This is a genomic window from Sphingopyxis microcysteis, assembly GCF_012274265.1.
GTDB classification, from domain to species: domain Bacteria; phylum Pseudomonadota; class Alphaproteobacteria; order Sphingomonadales; family Sphingomonadaceae; genus Sphingopyxis; species Sphingopyxis microcysteis.
This window is the reverse complement of record NZ_JAANYY010000002.1, coordinates 1,321,735-1,335,296: the sequence shown is the minus strand read 5'-3', so window position 1 is coordinate 1,335,296 and position 13,562 is coordinate 1,321,735. Positions and strand designations below refer to the sequence as shown.

The following is a 13,562-nucleotide window of genomic DNA, read 5'->3' as shown; positions in this document are numbered from 1 at the left end:
GAAACGATGAACGCGCCCACCGGCAGGCTGGAGAGCAGCCTGACCCTGCCGCAGCCCTATCTGCTGTTCCTCGGCGACACGACCGAGGCGGGTTATGCCAAGACCGCCTTTGGTCTGGCCGATTGGGCGGCGGATCGCTGCGTCGGCGAGCTGGCGATCGGCGGCTGCACCGTCACCACCGGCCTGCCGCCGATGTCGCCCGCCGAGGCGCGGGCGGCGGGGGCGCGGTCGCTGGTGATCGGCGTCGCCAACCAGGGCGGGGTGATCGGCGACAGCTGGATCGCCGCGCTGGTCGAGGCAATGGAGGCGGGGCTCGACATCGTCAGCGGGCTGCACGTCCGGCTGGCGAGCCTACCCGCGCTGGCCGAGGCGGCGAAACGCACCGGCCAGCGGCTGATCGATGTGCGCACGCCGCCGCCGTCGATCCCGATCGGTAACGGCCGCAAGCGCAGCGGCAAACGCTTGCTGACCGTCGGCACCGACTGCGCGCTCGGCAAGAAATATACCGCGCTGGCGCTGCACCGCGCCTTTGTCGAACGCGGCATCGATGCCGATTTCCGCGCGACGGGGCAGACCGGCATCATGATCGCGGGGGGCGGGATGCCGATGGACGCAGTCGTTTCCGATTTCGAAGCGGGGGCCGCGGAGATTCTGAGTCCAGATGCACCTGCGGATCATTGGGACTTGATCGAAGGACAGGGGTCGATCTTCAACCCCGCCTATGCCGCGGTGTCGCTCGGCCTGCTCCACGGTAGCCAGCCCGATGTGTTCGTCGTCTGTCACGATCCGACACGCAAGGTGATCCTGGGCATGGAAAGCTTTGCGCTGCCCTCGATCGAAGAGGTGATCGATCTGACGATCCGCCTCGGCAGCCGCACCAACCCGGCGATCCGCTGCGGCGGGGTCAGCCTCAATACATCGAGCTATGACGCTGACAGCGCGGAAGCGCTGATGGCTGCCGAACGGGCCAAGCTGGGGCTGCCAGTAACCGACCCGATCCGCGGCGGCGCTTCCTTCGACGCGCTCGTCGAAAATATTCTCGCGTGAGTGTGGGCGAGACGGGCGGCAGGGCGAGCTGGTTCCAGCGCTTCCTGCTGCCCGGACTGGCGCTGAAGGCGGTGATCATCGGCGGCGGCTATGCCACCGGGCGCGAGCTTGCCGAATATTTCGTGCCGTCGGGGCCGTGGGGCGGGCTGTCGGCGATGCTGCTCGCGACGCTGATCTGGAGCACCGTTGCCGCGGTTACTTTCGCGCTCGCCCGGAAGATGGGCGCCTATGACTATCGAGCTTTTTTTCGGGGGCTTCTCGGCCCGGGCTGGGTTGCGTTCGAGCTGGCCTATCTGATCTTCGTGATCCTGATCCTCGCCGTGTTCGGCGCCGCGGCAGGCGCGATCGGCGCGGCGACCTTTGGCTGGCCCGAACTTTTGGGGTCCATCGTGCTGGCGGTGAGTATCGTCGCTTTCACGGCGTTCGGCACCGACACCGTCGAGACGCTGTTCAAATATGCCTCGATGCTGATCTACGCCGTTTATGCGCTGTTCCTGATCTTCGCGCTGACCAGCTTCGGCGGCTTGATCGCAGAAGGGTTCACCAATGCGCCGCCGCCGTCGGGCAATTGGGTCGCGGGCGGGCTGACCTACGCCAGTTACAATATCGTCGGCGCGGTGATCATCCTGCCGGTGCTGCGCCACCTCACCAGCCAGCGCGACGCGGTGGTCGCGGGGATCATCGCGGGACCGCTGACCATGCTGCCCGCAATCCTGTTCTTCGTCGCGATGATGGCCTTTTACCCCGCAATCGGTGCCGAGACCTTGCCGTCCGATTTCCTGCTCCGCCAGATGGCGGTGCCGGGGTTCCATATCCTGTTCCAGCTGATGATCTTTGCCGCGCTGCTCGAAAGCGGGGTCGGCGCGATCCATGCGATCAACGAGCGCGTATCGGGGGTCGTCGAGGCGCGCGGCCGCCCGCCGCTCGGCACCGGCGCGCGCGCTGCGATCGGCAGCGTCATCTTGGTCGGCTGCATGTTCGTCGCCGCGCGCATCGGCCTCGTCGACCTGATCGCGAGTGGTTATCGCTTCCTCGCCTGGCTGTTCCTGATCGTCTTTGTCGCGCCGCTGCTGACCATCGGCGTCTGGCGCCTCTTGCGCCCCGCTCCCATTCGAATGGAGACCCTGCCATGAAAACCGTCCGCCTGCTCGCCCTGTCGTTGATGCTGTCGGTCGCGGCGCCCGCCTGGGCCGAACCGCCCAAGGACATCGTCGAAAGCGTAGAGGCGCTGCGCACGAAGATCGGCGCGCCCGGCGTGTCGATCGCGATCGTCGAGGATGGCAAGACCACGCTGGCGCGCGGCTGGGGCGTTCGCAAGCTTGGCGAACGCGCGCCGGTCGACAAACAGACGCTGTTCCAGACGGGCTCGACCGGCAAGGCGATGACCGCGGCGGCGCTCGCGATCCTGGTCGATGAAGGCAAGATCGCGTGGGACGATCCGGTCATCAAGCATATGCCGTGGTTCCGCATGTACGACGCCTGGGTCACGCGCGAGATCACGATCCGCGATCTGCTGGTTCACCGCAGCGGATTGGGGCTGGGGCAGGGCGATTTGATGTTCGTGCCGCGCACCCACCTGACGCGCAAACAGACGGTCGAGCGCGTCGCTTTCCTCAAGCCCAAGACCAGTTTTCGTTCGGCCTACGCTTATGACAATATCCTCTATGCGGTGGCGGGGCAGTTGATCGAGGAGGTTACCGGCCAGACGTGGGAAGTGTTCATGCGCGACCGCCTGCTGCGCCCCGGCGGGATGCGCGACGGGACGACCGACAGCGAGGACCGTTTTCGCATTGCCAACCGGTCATGGCCGCACGCGCGGCTGTCGGGGCCGCTGCGCGGGCTTGGTCCGCAGCAGGCACTCAACGAACGCGACGAACTTGGCCGCAATGGTGCGCCGGCGGGCGGGCTCGCGCTCAGTGCCGACGATATGGCGGCGTGGCTCAAGATCCAGCTGGCCTATGGCGCGCTGCCGAACGGCAAGCGGCTGTTCAGCGAAGCACAGGCCAAGGAAATGTGGGCGCCGGTTACCCCGATGCCGATCACCCCGCTGCCCGACAGCCTGAAACCGGCGCAGCCGAACCAGCAGGCCTATGCGCTCGGCTGGCAGGTGCAGGATTATCGCGGCCACCGTATCGTTCAGCACAGCGGCGGGGTGTTCGGATCGATTACCCGCGTCGTGATGATCCCCGACAAAAATGTCGGTTTCGCGATCATGATGAACAGCGAGGACAGCGGGATGCTCCTCGGTCTCTATTTCGACCTGCTCGACCATTATCTCGATCAACCCGACTACGGCTGGATCGACAAATGGGAGAACTGGTACCAATCGCGGCTCGCGGGCGGCGTGGAATATCTGAAACAGACGCAAGCCTCGCCGGTAAAATCGGGGCCGTCGCTGGCGCTCCCGGGCTATGCCGGGCGCTATCGCGATCCCTGGTATGGCGATGTCGTCGTCGGATCCACGGCGAATGGCCTGACGATCGACTTCACCTCGACCCCGCGGATGGCGGGGCGGCTGAAGCATTGGCAATATGACAGCTTCGTCACCGATTTCGATGACCCGGCGATCGAGCCTGCCTATGTCACCTTTGCGCTCGACGCCGACGGCAAGATCACCGGGGTGACGATGAAGGCGGTAAGCAAAATTGCCGACTTCAGCTGGGACTATCATGATCTCGACCTGAAACCGGTGGAGGACAAGCAGTGAAGCACCTCGCGATCCTGCTCTCCGCCACCGCGCTGTCCGCCTGCTCGACCGGCGAGCAAGCGGTGAAGGCGCCCGAAGCGCCGCTGCACAACCGGATGCTGGTCCTCGACACCCACCTCGACACCCCGCTGCATTTCGAACGGCAAGGGTGGAGCTTTGCCGACCGCCACGGTCTGAGCGAGGATATGGTTCAGCTCGACATCCCGCGGATGAAGGACGGCAACCTCGATGGCGGCTTTTTCGTCATCTACACCGAACAGGGCGCGCTCGATGCGAAGGGCTATGCCGATGCGCTGGCCTTCGCGCGCGCGCGCTCGGATCTGATCGACGCCACCATCGCCAAGCATGGCGACGCCATCGGTCCGGCGCGAACGGCTGACGATGCGCGAACGCTGAACAAGGCGGGCAAGCTGATCGCCTATAAAGCGATGGAGAACAGCTATCCGCTGGGCGAAGACCTCGCGCTGCTCGCCGAGTTCCACCAAAAGGGCGTCCGCATGGCGGGGCCAGTGCATTCAAAGACCAACCAGTTCGCCGACAGCGCGACGGGCGAGGCGCGCTGGAAGGGGCTCAGCCCGCTGGGCAGGCAGTGGGTGGCGGAGATGAACCGGCTTGGCATCGTCATCGACGCGAGCCATGCTTCGGACGCGGCGTTCGACCAGTTGCTGGCGCTGTCGAAGTATCCGATCATCCTGTCGCATTCGAGCCTGCGCTCGGCCAACGATCATCCACGTAATCTGGGCGAGGGGCGTCTGAAAGCATTGGCCGCAAAGGGCGGCGCGATGTGCATCTCGACAATTTTCATGTCGGACATGAACATGACCCCGGCGCGCGGCGAATTGTTCGGGCAATATGAACGCATCGGCAGCCTGTCGCCCGCCGAGCAGGCCGAGCTCAACCGCAAATGGCGTGAACTCGATAAAACCGAGCCGCTGTGGGCGGCCGATTTCGAGAAATATATGGCGATGGTGTTGCGCGCGATCGAGGTCGGCGGGGTGGACCATATCTGCTTCGGCGCCGACTGGGACGGCGGCGGCGGGCTGAAGGGGATCGAGGATATTTCAGCGTTGCCCAAGGTGACCGAGCGGTTGAAAGCCGCGGGTTATTCGGACACAGACATCGAAAAAATGTGGAGCGGCAATGTGCTGCGTGTTCTGGCCGCGCAGCAGGCCCGCTGATCGATCGGGCGTAGCGGCATAGCGGCGCCTCTTTCCTAAACGCGTCGTTAACCATGTTGCTGAAGCATATTCTCACGTCGCTTCGGCATGCCTCGCGCTATGTTCGCGCGGCTCCATCCTTCAACCATCGCCAGCGTTGCAGCGCTCTCGCTTGCCGCAATGGCGCCCGCGACGGCGCATGCGGCGACCGGCGCGACCGCGATGAAGATGGCCAATGCCAAGTCATTTGCGATCGGTGATAGCTGCCAAGCCGCTGTCGCCCCGCCATCGACGACATCGACCTTTGCCGCCGTCGCCCCGTTCGAACCGGAGGCGCCAAGCGCGCTCGACCGCATCCGGATGAGCCAGGAACAACCGGCGCCGACGGTCGACGCCGCTCCAGCGCTCACCAATCCGATGGTCGTCCACGCGATTTCGCGGGGCGCCGACCGCCTGTTCGATGCCGATCGCCCGGCTGCCGTGTCGGTACGGGTCGATTGCACCGCGCCGGTTGCGGTGCTGGCGACGGCCGCTCCGGACCCCGACAGCGAGCTTGGTACGCTCGCCATTCCCGTCGATACGACGCGCTTTGACGATCGCTGGGCGCGCGTCCGTCGCGCTCCCGCCGGGTGGCTGATGCAGGCGCAGCTCGATCGCGCTGCGGTGACGCCGGGGCTGGGCGAGGCGACGACGCTCGAACGGGTCAACCTGTGGGTCAATCGCCAGATCGCCTATGCCGACGACGAGCGCAATTATCGGCAGCGCGACTTTTGGGCGACCGCCGATGAAACGGTCGCGCGGGGCAGCGGCGATTGCGAAGATTATGCGATCCTGAAAATGCATATGCTGCGCGCGGCGGGCATCGACGGCGACCGCATGAAACTTGTCCTGCTGCGCGACCTCGCGATCAACGCCGATCATGCGTTTTTGATGGTGCGGTCGCAGGCGGGCTGGGTCGTCCTCGATAATATGACCGACCGCATCTACGACGGCCGCCAGGCCAATGCGGTGCGCCCGATCATGTCGTTCAGCGGCGACCGCCGCTGGATCCACGGCTATCGCGACGCCGCGGCGCCCATGGTCATGGCCGCAGTGGCGGCGCCAAAGGTTTCGGCGACGGCTTTCGCCAGCGCCGCCCGCGCCGCGAATGGGCGTCCGTCTTTCAAGACGGCGTTGCAGCCTGCCACCGGCGTCAAGCTCGCTTTGGCGCATGTTTCGATCGGCAACGCGCTGCCCCGGATGTTCGGGCGCCTGGCATCGCGCGGAACCAAATGATCGCCTGACCGGCGCGTGCAGCGCCATATCACCAGATTTCAAATGCTTCTGTGACGGAGCGAAAATGCTGTCAGATTGGCAGCATCGAATCGGCCCCGACTCGCGTGGCACGATACATTCGAATCGGAGTCTTTCTCGATTGACCGTCGTCGATTAACCAGAATTGTTAGGGGGTGTGGCCAAATTCTGGCCGCATCCCTCGGGTGAAATCACCCGAAAGGCTAGCAAATCTGCGGCTCTGCGGCGGCAGCGTAAACTGCTGCATTTGATGCGATTTGGACCGCGTCGTCGTTGGCGACGCTTTTCCCGCGATGCTGTGCGTGCGAGCGACCATACCTCTTTGTGGGTATGTATCAAAATCCTCGTAGATTCTGTCATTTAGTTGTATAACCTTTAGGGTAGTTATTGGATAACCAAACTAAAAGGTTAACATATTCAACGTGGGGAGGGGTCCGCCGCGATGAAGATCAAAGGGAATTTGGGGTTTAGACCGAAGTCCAGACAAGTTGGGTCGCCTTGACTGAGAGTTCAGGGGAGGCGGAAATGTCGCAGTTGATCAAGATTTCGCTTCTAGCGAAATATGAAATCGCGAGGGAAGGGTTACGCAACATCCTTTCCGGCGAAAGCTTTCAAATCCAGGCATCGGTTTCCGATGCTTCGGCGTTGTTCGACCCGCAAGGACGGATTGCGGACGACGTCGATTGCCACGTCATCGTCGTCGATGGCGGCGATACCGGCTATGGCCTCGACGCCTGCCGTCGGCTTGTCGCAAAGAAAGATCGGGCACGCCTGGCGTTGCTGTTCGACCATTATGTCTTTGAAGATGTGGTCGAAGCGTTTCAGATCGGCGTCGATGCCGTGATCATCAAGGAAATTCTGTGCGCACCGCTGGTCGAATCGATCAAGCTGGTGGCACTGGGAGAAAAGGTCTTTCCGTCGCAGCTGGTGAACAATCTGACCAGCTGGGTCCCCGCCGCGCTTGGCGGCGACTGGAAAAGCAGCGCGGCGTCGGTCGGCTTGTCCGACCGCGAGATCGAAATACTGGAAAGCATCATGGCCGGAATGGCCAACAAGGTGATCGCGCGGCAATTCGGCATCTGCGAAGCCACCGTCAAGGTCCACGTCAAGGCGATCCTGCGCAAGTTGGGGGTCGAGAACCGCACCCAAGCGGCAACCTGGGGGGTCAAGAATGGCCTGGGGGAGCCGGTGCAGCTAAATCTCCGCGAGGTAAGGCCCGTTCGCGCTCCGATTAGGCCGCCGCCGTTGGCCGGACGCGCCGCCTGACGCGGCCCGGCACCGCGCCGACATGCAAAGGGGCGCTACGGCAATGGCCGCAGCGCCCCTTTTTTTGGGCCGCCTCGAGCGCGCTCAGCGTTCGGTAAATGCTTCCGAACGGGCGCGCAGGAACGGCTTGAACAAATAGCTCAAGATGCTCTTCTTGCCCGTCAGCACCTCGACGTCGCACACCATCCCCGGCGTGATCGGTAACTGGCGACGGCCATTTTTCAGATAGGCGACGTCGGTTTCGACCACGACGGTGAAATAGGCTTCCTTGGTGGCTTCGTCGTACAGGCTGTCGGGCGAAATCTGCACGACACGCCCCGACAGGCCGCCATAGACCGCAAAATCATACGCCGTGACTTTCACATTGGCGCGGTCGTTGACCTTGATGAAAGCGATGTCGCGCGGTGCGACACGCGCCTCGACCAGCAATTTGTCGCCGACCGGGACGACCTGCATGATCTTTTGCCCCGCCTGCACGAAGCCGCCCACCGTGGTGACCTGAACGTCGTTGACGATGCCGTTGGCGGGCGAGCGGATCTCGCTGCGCTGCTGACGCCCCGCGGCACCGCGCAGCGATTCCGAATTGACCGCCATCTTGGCGACGATCTGGTTGCGTTCGTCGAGCGCCTCCTGACGGAACTCCAACCCGGCGGCGGATACCTGCGCCTGCGCTTCGCTGATCGCCGCGGCGGCGCGCGACGCGGCCTGTTCGGCGGCGGCGAGCTTGCCGCGCACCTCGGTCACCTCACGCTGGGCGTTGAGCAACTCGGTCTGCGGGACGATCGATTTGGCGGCGAGCGGCGCGAGCAGGTCGACCTGATTCTGCGCCAGCGACAGGCTGGAGCGCAGCGAGGCGATCGTGGCCTGCGCCTCGCCATAATCGCGGCGTCGCTGCTCGACCGCAGCATTGAGCGCCATCCGGCGGCTGCGCTGGGTCGCGGCGCGCACCGATTGCAAATCGGCTTCCTGGCTGCATTCGGCGGGCCTGACGCCGCTCGCGTTGGGGGTGCAGTCGGCCGCCGCCCCGCCATTGCCTTCGCGCCCCAGCCGCGCGGCACGCGCCGCCAGCGAGCGGTTTTCGGCTTCGATCTGGCCGAGCTGCGACGAGGATTCAGTGTCATCAAGGCGGACCAGCAACTGGCCCTTGCGAACCGCTTGCCCCGATCGCACGACAATGTCCAAAATCGTTGCCGGTTCGGCGGACTGGACGATCTGCGCCTTGCTCGACGGGATAACCCGCCCCTGCCCGCGGGTGACTTCATCGACCTGCGCAAAGCTGGCCCAGCTGACGAAGACGAACATCCCGACCCCGGACGCCAGGATGATCCGGCGCGTGCCGACATAGGGCCGCGATCTGATCATTTTCCGCTCTCCTTTGTGGCGACGTCAAACTCGCCGCCTTGCTGGCGCGCCATCATGCGCGAGGCGCGGCTGGTTTCTTCGGGTTCGGGGATCGCCAATTCCCAGCCCAGCGACGGGTCGAGCCGACCACCGGCGTCGTTGTCGGCGCGGCGATCCTGCAGAGCTTCCAGCGTATTGCCCGACGATGCCTGGATCAGGCCTTGCCCGTCGCCGCCATCGCGCTGCCGCACCACCGCGCTGCGCGCCAGGATCGTCGGGATCGCTTCGACGCCGCTGTAGCGACCCGAAAACGCCCCCGGCGTGCCCCATTTGCCGGGCCAGCGATAAAAGATATGCGCACCCAGCTGCGCGATCTTGACCAGCTTCGGCGCCCAATAGGGCGATACATAATTGGCGTGATAGTGGGTCGCATGACCGACCGAAGGTTCGACATAGCCCGCGAGCGCGGCGCGCGCGACATCCTCGGCCTCTTGCCATTTCGCCGGGTTGGGGCGCCGATTGAGCGACCCGTCGCAGGTGAAGCTGAACTGGCACACCGGGCGATTGACGCCCTGATAGACGACGCCGCAGATCGATTTTGGAAAAGCAGGGTGCAGCGCGCGGTTGATGACGACCTGCGCCACCGCCCGCCGCCCGGCAATCGGTTCATAAGCCGCCTCGAAATAAACCGCTTGGGTCAGGCAGCGCAGCGCCGTCAGCGCCGCCCTTTGATCGACCGTCACCGGATGGAACGGCCGCGCCGACGCCACCGGGCCGGTGGAGAAAGGGATCGCCTGATTGCGCGTCATCGCGGTTTCTGGCGCCTGGATCGGCGTCGCCGCAGGATCTTCGGTCAGCTTGATGAGCCGCACCATTTCGGGATCGGTAATTACCGGCGCGTCGGGGCGGCTGTAGCCGGTTTCGGGAACGTCGCCGCCGACAAAGTCGGCCACATGCGCCCACATCGTCCGCGAGGTCAGCAGAGTGACCACCACGGCCATGATGACCAGCCACATGATGGTGCGGCGGTTGTCGTCCTGGGCGACCGTGCCATATCGCCGGGCGGTCGCGGCGGTCATGACGCGGCTCGCTGGGCAAGGATTTCGTCGCGCGGCCCGTCGGCGACGATCCGGCCATTATCCATGACGATCAGCCGGTCGACCAAGCCGAGCACGGTCATCCGGTGCGTCGCGATGACCAGTGTCTGCGTCGAGGGAATCGCCGCGTGCAGCCGGTCGACGAAATGCTTTTCGGTCTGGCTGTCCATCGCGCCGGTCGGCTCGTCGAGGAACAACAGATGTGCCGGGGTCATCAGCGCCCGGGCGAGGACCAGAAAGCTGCGTTGCCCGCCCGACAGGCGCGCCCCGCGTTCGCCGATATGAAAATCGAACCCCGCCGTGTCGCGGCCCAGGAATTCGTCGGCACCCGACCGGCGAACCGCGTCGATGATCGCCGCGTCGTCCGCATCGCTGGCACCGACCATCAGATTTTCGCGCACCGTCCCGCTGAACAGCTCGGTATCCTGGCCGACGAAACGCAGCGTCGAGCGCAGGTCGTGCGGATCATATTGGCGGCTTTCCAGCCCATCGATCCGGTAGCTGCCGCTGGTGGGATCATACAGGCCGCACAGCACGCGGCCGAGTGTCGATTTGCCCGACGCGACACGGCCGATCAGGCCGACGCGTTCGCCGGGTTCGATTATCAGGCTGACATCGGCGAGCGATTCCCGGTCGGTATCGGGATAGCGAAAGCTGACATGGTCGAACTGCAGCCGCCCGTCGCGGATCTCGGGGGTGATCGAACGGCTGCCCTTGTCGCGCTCGTCATCCTGATCCATCAGCTGTTGCAGGCTGTTCAGCGTGACAAACGCCTGCCGTCCGCGCGTCATCAGAAAGGCGAGCTGGCCGACCGGGGCGAGCGAACGGCTGGCCAGCATGACGATCGCGATGATCGCCCCCATCGAAATGCTGCCGGCATTGAACAGGTAGAAACCGCCGATGATCAGCGCGACACCGGTCGCCTGCTGGCACAGCGTCGCCAGGTTGACCGCGGTCGCGGTCAGCTTGCGCATTTCTTCCTGCGTATAGGCATTGGATGCCGACAGCCGCCGCCATTTGCCGAGCATCCGTCCCTCGGCACGGCACGCCTTGACGGTTTCGAGGCTGCCGATCGTTTCGACGAGCGTCGTCTGCAACATGCTGGCGTCGACCTGTGCGTCGGCGACCGCGGCGCTCATCCGGCGCTGCAAAACCCAGCCCATCGCGAGCATGACGGTCATCGCGACGATCGGGATCACCGCCAGCCAGCCGCCAAGCACCGCGATCAGCGCGACGAACACCGCAAGGAACAGGATGTCGGTAATCAGGACGATGGTGGTCGAGGCAAAAAAATCGCGAACCTGTTCATAGTCGGTCACGCGCCGCGCGAGCGCTCCGGTGCTGCCGCGCTGGGTCGCCAGCGGCAGGTTCAGCACCTTGTCCAGCAGCCGCTGCGACAGGCGCGCGTCGATGCCGCGCCCGACCTCGTCGATCAGCCCGGTGCGTGCCAGCCGCAGCCCATATTCGACCGCAATGGCGAACAGCGCACCCAGCGCGAGCATCCAGAGGCTGGCCGCCGCCTTGTTGGGAATGATGCGGTCGTACACATTCATCGTGAACAACGGCATCGCAAAGGCGAGCAGATTGATCAGCAGCGATGCGAACATCACATAGCCATATTGGCTGCGCTCCTTCCACACCTCGCTCCAGAACCAATGCTGTTTCGTGGCTTCATCCCACGGACGTTCGCGCGCCGTTTCGCTGGCGGGGTCATGGCGGACGATGACGCCCTGTCCCGAATAGGCGGCGTCGAGCAGGCGGCGATCGATTTGCAGGTCGCTGCGCGCACCCGGCAAGCGCACCCAACAGCTGTCATCGTCCATCGCGGTCAGGACCAGCGGTCGTTCTTCGTCCAGCAGCAGGATGGCGGGAACATCCTGCGCATTCCACGCCGCGAGTGGACGCCGCACCAGGTGGCAGCGGAGGCCAACGGCGTCGAGGGCGTGATCGAGCTGATCGAGCGGCACCAGGCCGTCGTCGTCGAGCGCGAGCCCCTTTTTGACGCGCAGGTCAGAAAAGGGACGTTCGAACAGCGCCGCGATGGCCGCCACGGCATCGAGCAATTCGTCGCCCTGCGCCGGGGTGCTGCGCCATGCTTCAAAACCCGTGGCGGGGGAGGGCTGGCGCGACCGCCGCGCCCCGCGGGCGTCGGCCGGATAGTTCATGTGGGATCCCGCATCGCTTCAGGATTCATTTCCGGGGTCGGCCCGACCTTGAACCGTTCGCGCGCGGTGGCCGCGGCCGCAGCAGGCGGCTGGACATCCATTGCCGCGAGCAGGTCGTTGAGCGCGGCAAGCAGTTTGAATTCGGAATAGAATTGCGCGAATTTTGCCGTCTCGGTGCGAACCTGGACGTTGTAGCGGGTGTTTTGTGCGTCGAGCACGTCGAGCAGCGAGCGACGCCCGACGTTGAACTGGGCGCGATACGAGCGCAGCAATTCGTCCGAAACCCGGCTCTGCTCCTCCAACTCCTTCACCAGCTTGCCCTGCGCGTCCCAGGTGTTCCACGCGACGCGCACATCCTCTTCGGCTTCACGGATCATCTGATCCATCCGATAACGCGCTTCCTTTTCGCGCCGGTGCATCTCCTGCACCTTCGACCGCTTGAGGCCGCCGTTGAAAATGTCCCAGCGCAGCACCAGTCCGGCGCGCAGGTCATTGGTCTCGCCGCGGAAGCCGTCGATGTCGTCGCCGATCCGCGCATTGCCTTCCAGCGCCAGCGTTGGAGACATTTCGGCCTTCGCCTTGCGAACGAGCGAATGGGCGGCGTCGAGGTCCGCCTGCGCTTCGCGCACGCGCGGGTTGCGCTCGCGGGCGCGGGCCAGCGCATCCTCGAGCGTCGCCGGAATGCTGCCTGCAAGCGAGGGCGGCAATGCGGCGCCGTCGACCAGATCGAGCCCGGTCAGGGTACGGAACGAGGCCGAGGTGTTGACAAGGTCGAGATTGGCTTCGGTCACCCGCGCCCGGGCGGCCTGCTGGCGCTCCTCGGCTTGCTGCTGGTCGGCGATGCTCAGCGACCCCTTGGCTACGCCTTCGCGCAGGTCGGTGACCAGCTTGCTGTGGAAATCGATATTGTCCTCGGACGCCGCGACGATCCGCTGCTGCAACAGATAGTCGAGATATTGGCGCGTGACCTGGAGCGCGATGAACTGCGAGCGCTCCTCGACACGGAACGCGGCGCCGTCGGTCCGTGCGGCCTGGCGCCGCACCTCGTTGCGCCGAACGCCGCCGTCGAACAGCGTTTGTTCGACGCTTAGCGAACCCTCCATCGGATAGAGCTCGTTGTCGGCGATACCGAGTGCGCGGCGGGTGCTGTTCTCGAGACGCCGAATACCGACCGACCCTTCAACCGAGATGCGCGGGGCGAACAGCCGCTGCGCCTGTTCGCGCTCAAACTCGATCGCGGTCTTGTTCTCGACCGCCTGATTGATCTCGGGGTTGGTCTGGACCGCGGTTTCCACCGCGGTTTTCAGTTCGATCCGCTGGGTCCAGCCGGCATCGTGCGTAGCAACGAGCGCGACGGCGGTGAGCAACAAGGCTGCGGTACGAAGTTTCGGCATTTTCAGTCCCCTGCTTTTATCCGGTCGAAGTCGAAGATCCTTCTGCGTGATCTTTCACCTGCGCCGGTGTTTCGTAATGTTCGGCCTTTCCGCCG

10 protein-coding genes are annotated in these 13,562 nt (G+C 64.6%); 6 read left to right on the top strand and 4 right to left on the bottom strand.

Annotated features, from left to right (window positions below; all coding sequences use genetic code 11):
* Window positions 1-6: 6 nt before the first annotated feature.
* From G9408_RS06350 to G9408_RS06325, 6 genes are all read left to right on the top strand, one after another.
* The gene (locus tag G9408_RS06350; protein ID WP_168453148.1) at window positions 7-1,047 is read left to right on the top strand and encodes a DUF1611 domain-containing protein; all 1,041 of its coding nucleotides are present in this window, start codon (window positions 7-9) and stop codon (window positions 1,045-1,047) included.
* Window positions 1,044-2,180 carry a YkvI family membrane protein gene (locus tag G9408_RS06345; RefSeq protein ID WP_168453147.1) on the top strand — a complete coding sequence of 379 codons (1,137 nt, stop codon included), beginning with the start codon at window positions 1,044-1,046 and terminating at the stop codon, window positions 2,178-2,180. The genes G9408_RS06350 and G9408_RS06345 overlap by 4 nt, the downstream gene beginning before the upstream one ends.
* Window positions 2,177-3,754, top strand: coding sequence for a serine hydrolase (locus tag G9408_RS06340; RefSeq protein ID WP_168453146.1), 1,578 nt, complete (start codon window positions 2,177-2,179; stop codon window positions 3,752-3,754). Before G9408_RS06345 ends, G9408_RS06340 begins: the two co-directional genes overlap by 4 nt.
* Window positions 3,751-4,932: a dipeptidase gene (locus G9408_RS06335; protein WP_168453145.1), complete on the top strand. Its 1,182-nt coding sequence runs from the start codon at window positions 3,751-3,753 to the stop codon at window positions 4,930-4,932. Before G9408_RS06340 ends, G9408_RS06335 begins: the two co-directional genes overlap by 4 nt.
* An 87-nt stretch (window positions 4,933-5,019) precedes the next feature.
* Window positions 5,020-6,186 carry a transglutaminase-like cysteine peptidase gene (locus G9408_RS06330; RefSeq protein ID WP_210423189.1) on the top strand — a complete coding sequence of 389 codons (1,167 nt, stop codon included), beginning with the start codon at window positions 5,020-5,022 and terminating at the stop codon, window positions 6,184-6,186.
* A gap of 543 nt (window positions 6,187-6,729) precedes the next feature.
* Window positions 6,730-7,470 carry a LuxR C-terminal-related transcriptional regulator gene (locus tag G9408_RS06325; protein WP_168453144.1) on the top strand — a complete coding sequence of 247 codons (741 nt, stop codon included), beginning with the start codon at window positions 6,730-6,732 and terminating at the stop codon, window positions 7,468-7,470.
* An 84-nt stretch (window positions 7,471-7,554) separates the two neighbouring features.
* Here the strand turns inward: G9408_RS06325 and G9408_RS06320 are convergent, their stop codons facing one another.
* Genes G9408_RS06320 through G9408_RS06305 form a run of 4 tightly spaced genes read right to left on the bottom strand, consistent with a single transcriptional unit; the run spans window position 7,555 to window position 13,467 of the window.
* Complete coding sequence (locus G9408_RS06320; protein WP_120216695.1) at window positions 7,555-8,832, bottom strand: HlyD family type I secretion periplasmic adaptor subunit; 1,278 nt, start codon at window positions 8,830-8,832, stop codon at window positions 7,555-7,557.
* Complete coding sequence (locus G9408_RS06315; protein ID WP_168453143.1) at window positions 8,829-9,890, bottom strand: cell wall hydrolase; 1,062 nt, start codon at window positions 9,888-9,890, stop codon at window positions 8,829-8,831. Before G9408_RS06315 ends, G9408_RS06320 begins: the two co-directional genes overlap by 4 nt.
* Window positions 9,887-12,073, bottom strand: a complete 2,187-nt coding sequence (locus tag G9408_RS06310) for a type I secretion system permease/ATPase (protein WP_168453142.1) — start codon at window positions 12,071-12,073, stop codon at window positions 9,887-9,889. Before G9408_RS06310 ends, G9408_RS06315 begins: the two co-directional genes overlap by 4 nt.
* On the bottom strand, window positions 12,070-13,467 hold the full coding sequence (locus tag G9408_RS06305) for a TolC family outer membrane protein (RefSeq protein ID WP_120216692.1): 1,398 nt from the start codon (window positions 13,465-13,467) through the stop codon (window positions 12,070-12,072). The genes G9408_RS06310 and G9408_RS06305 overlap by 4 nt, the downstream gene beginning before the upstream one ends.
* Window positions 13,468-13,562 lie beyond the last annotated feature (95 nt).

What these genes read in the sequence shown, in the direction of transcription:
- G9408_RS06350 (WP_168453148.1), top strand. Translation starts at nt 7, where the DNA reads ATGAACGCGCCCACCGGCAGGCTGGAGAGCAGCCTGACCCTGCCGCAG.
- G9408_RS06340 (WP_168453146.1), top strand. Translation starts at nt 2,177, where the DNA reads ATGAAAACCGTCCGCCTGCTCGCCCTGTCGTTGATGCTGTCGGTCGCG.
- G9408_RS06330 (WP_210423189.1), top strand. Translation starts at nt 5,020, where the DNA reads ATGCCTCGCGCTATGTTCGCGCGGCTCCATCCTTCAACCATCGCCAGC.
- G9408_RS06325 (WP_168453144.1), top strand. Translation starts at nt 6,730, where the DNA reads ATGTCGCAGTTGATCAAGATTTCGCTTCTAGCGAAATATGAAATCGCG.
- G9408_RS06320 (WP_120216695.1), bottom strand. Translation starts at nt 8,832, where the DNA reads ATGATCAGATCGCGGCCCTATGTCGGCACGCGCCGGATCATCCTGGCG.
- G9408_RS06315 (WP_168453143.1), bottom strand. Translation starts at nt 9,890, where the DNA reads ATGACCGCCGCGACCGCCCGGCGATATGGCACGGTCGCCCAGGACGAC.
- G9408_RS06310 (WP_168453142.1), bottom strand. Translation starts at nt 12,073, where the DNA reads ATGAACTATCCGGCCGACGCCCGCGGGGCGCGGCGGTCGCGCCAGCCC.
- G9408_RS06305 (WP_120216692.1), bottom strand. Translation starts at nt 13,467, where the DNA reads ATGCCGAAACTTCGTACCGCAGCCTTGTTGCTCACCGCCGTCGCGCTC.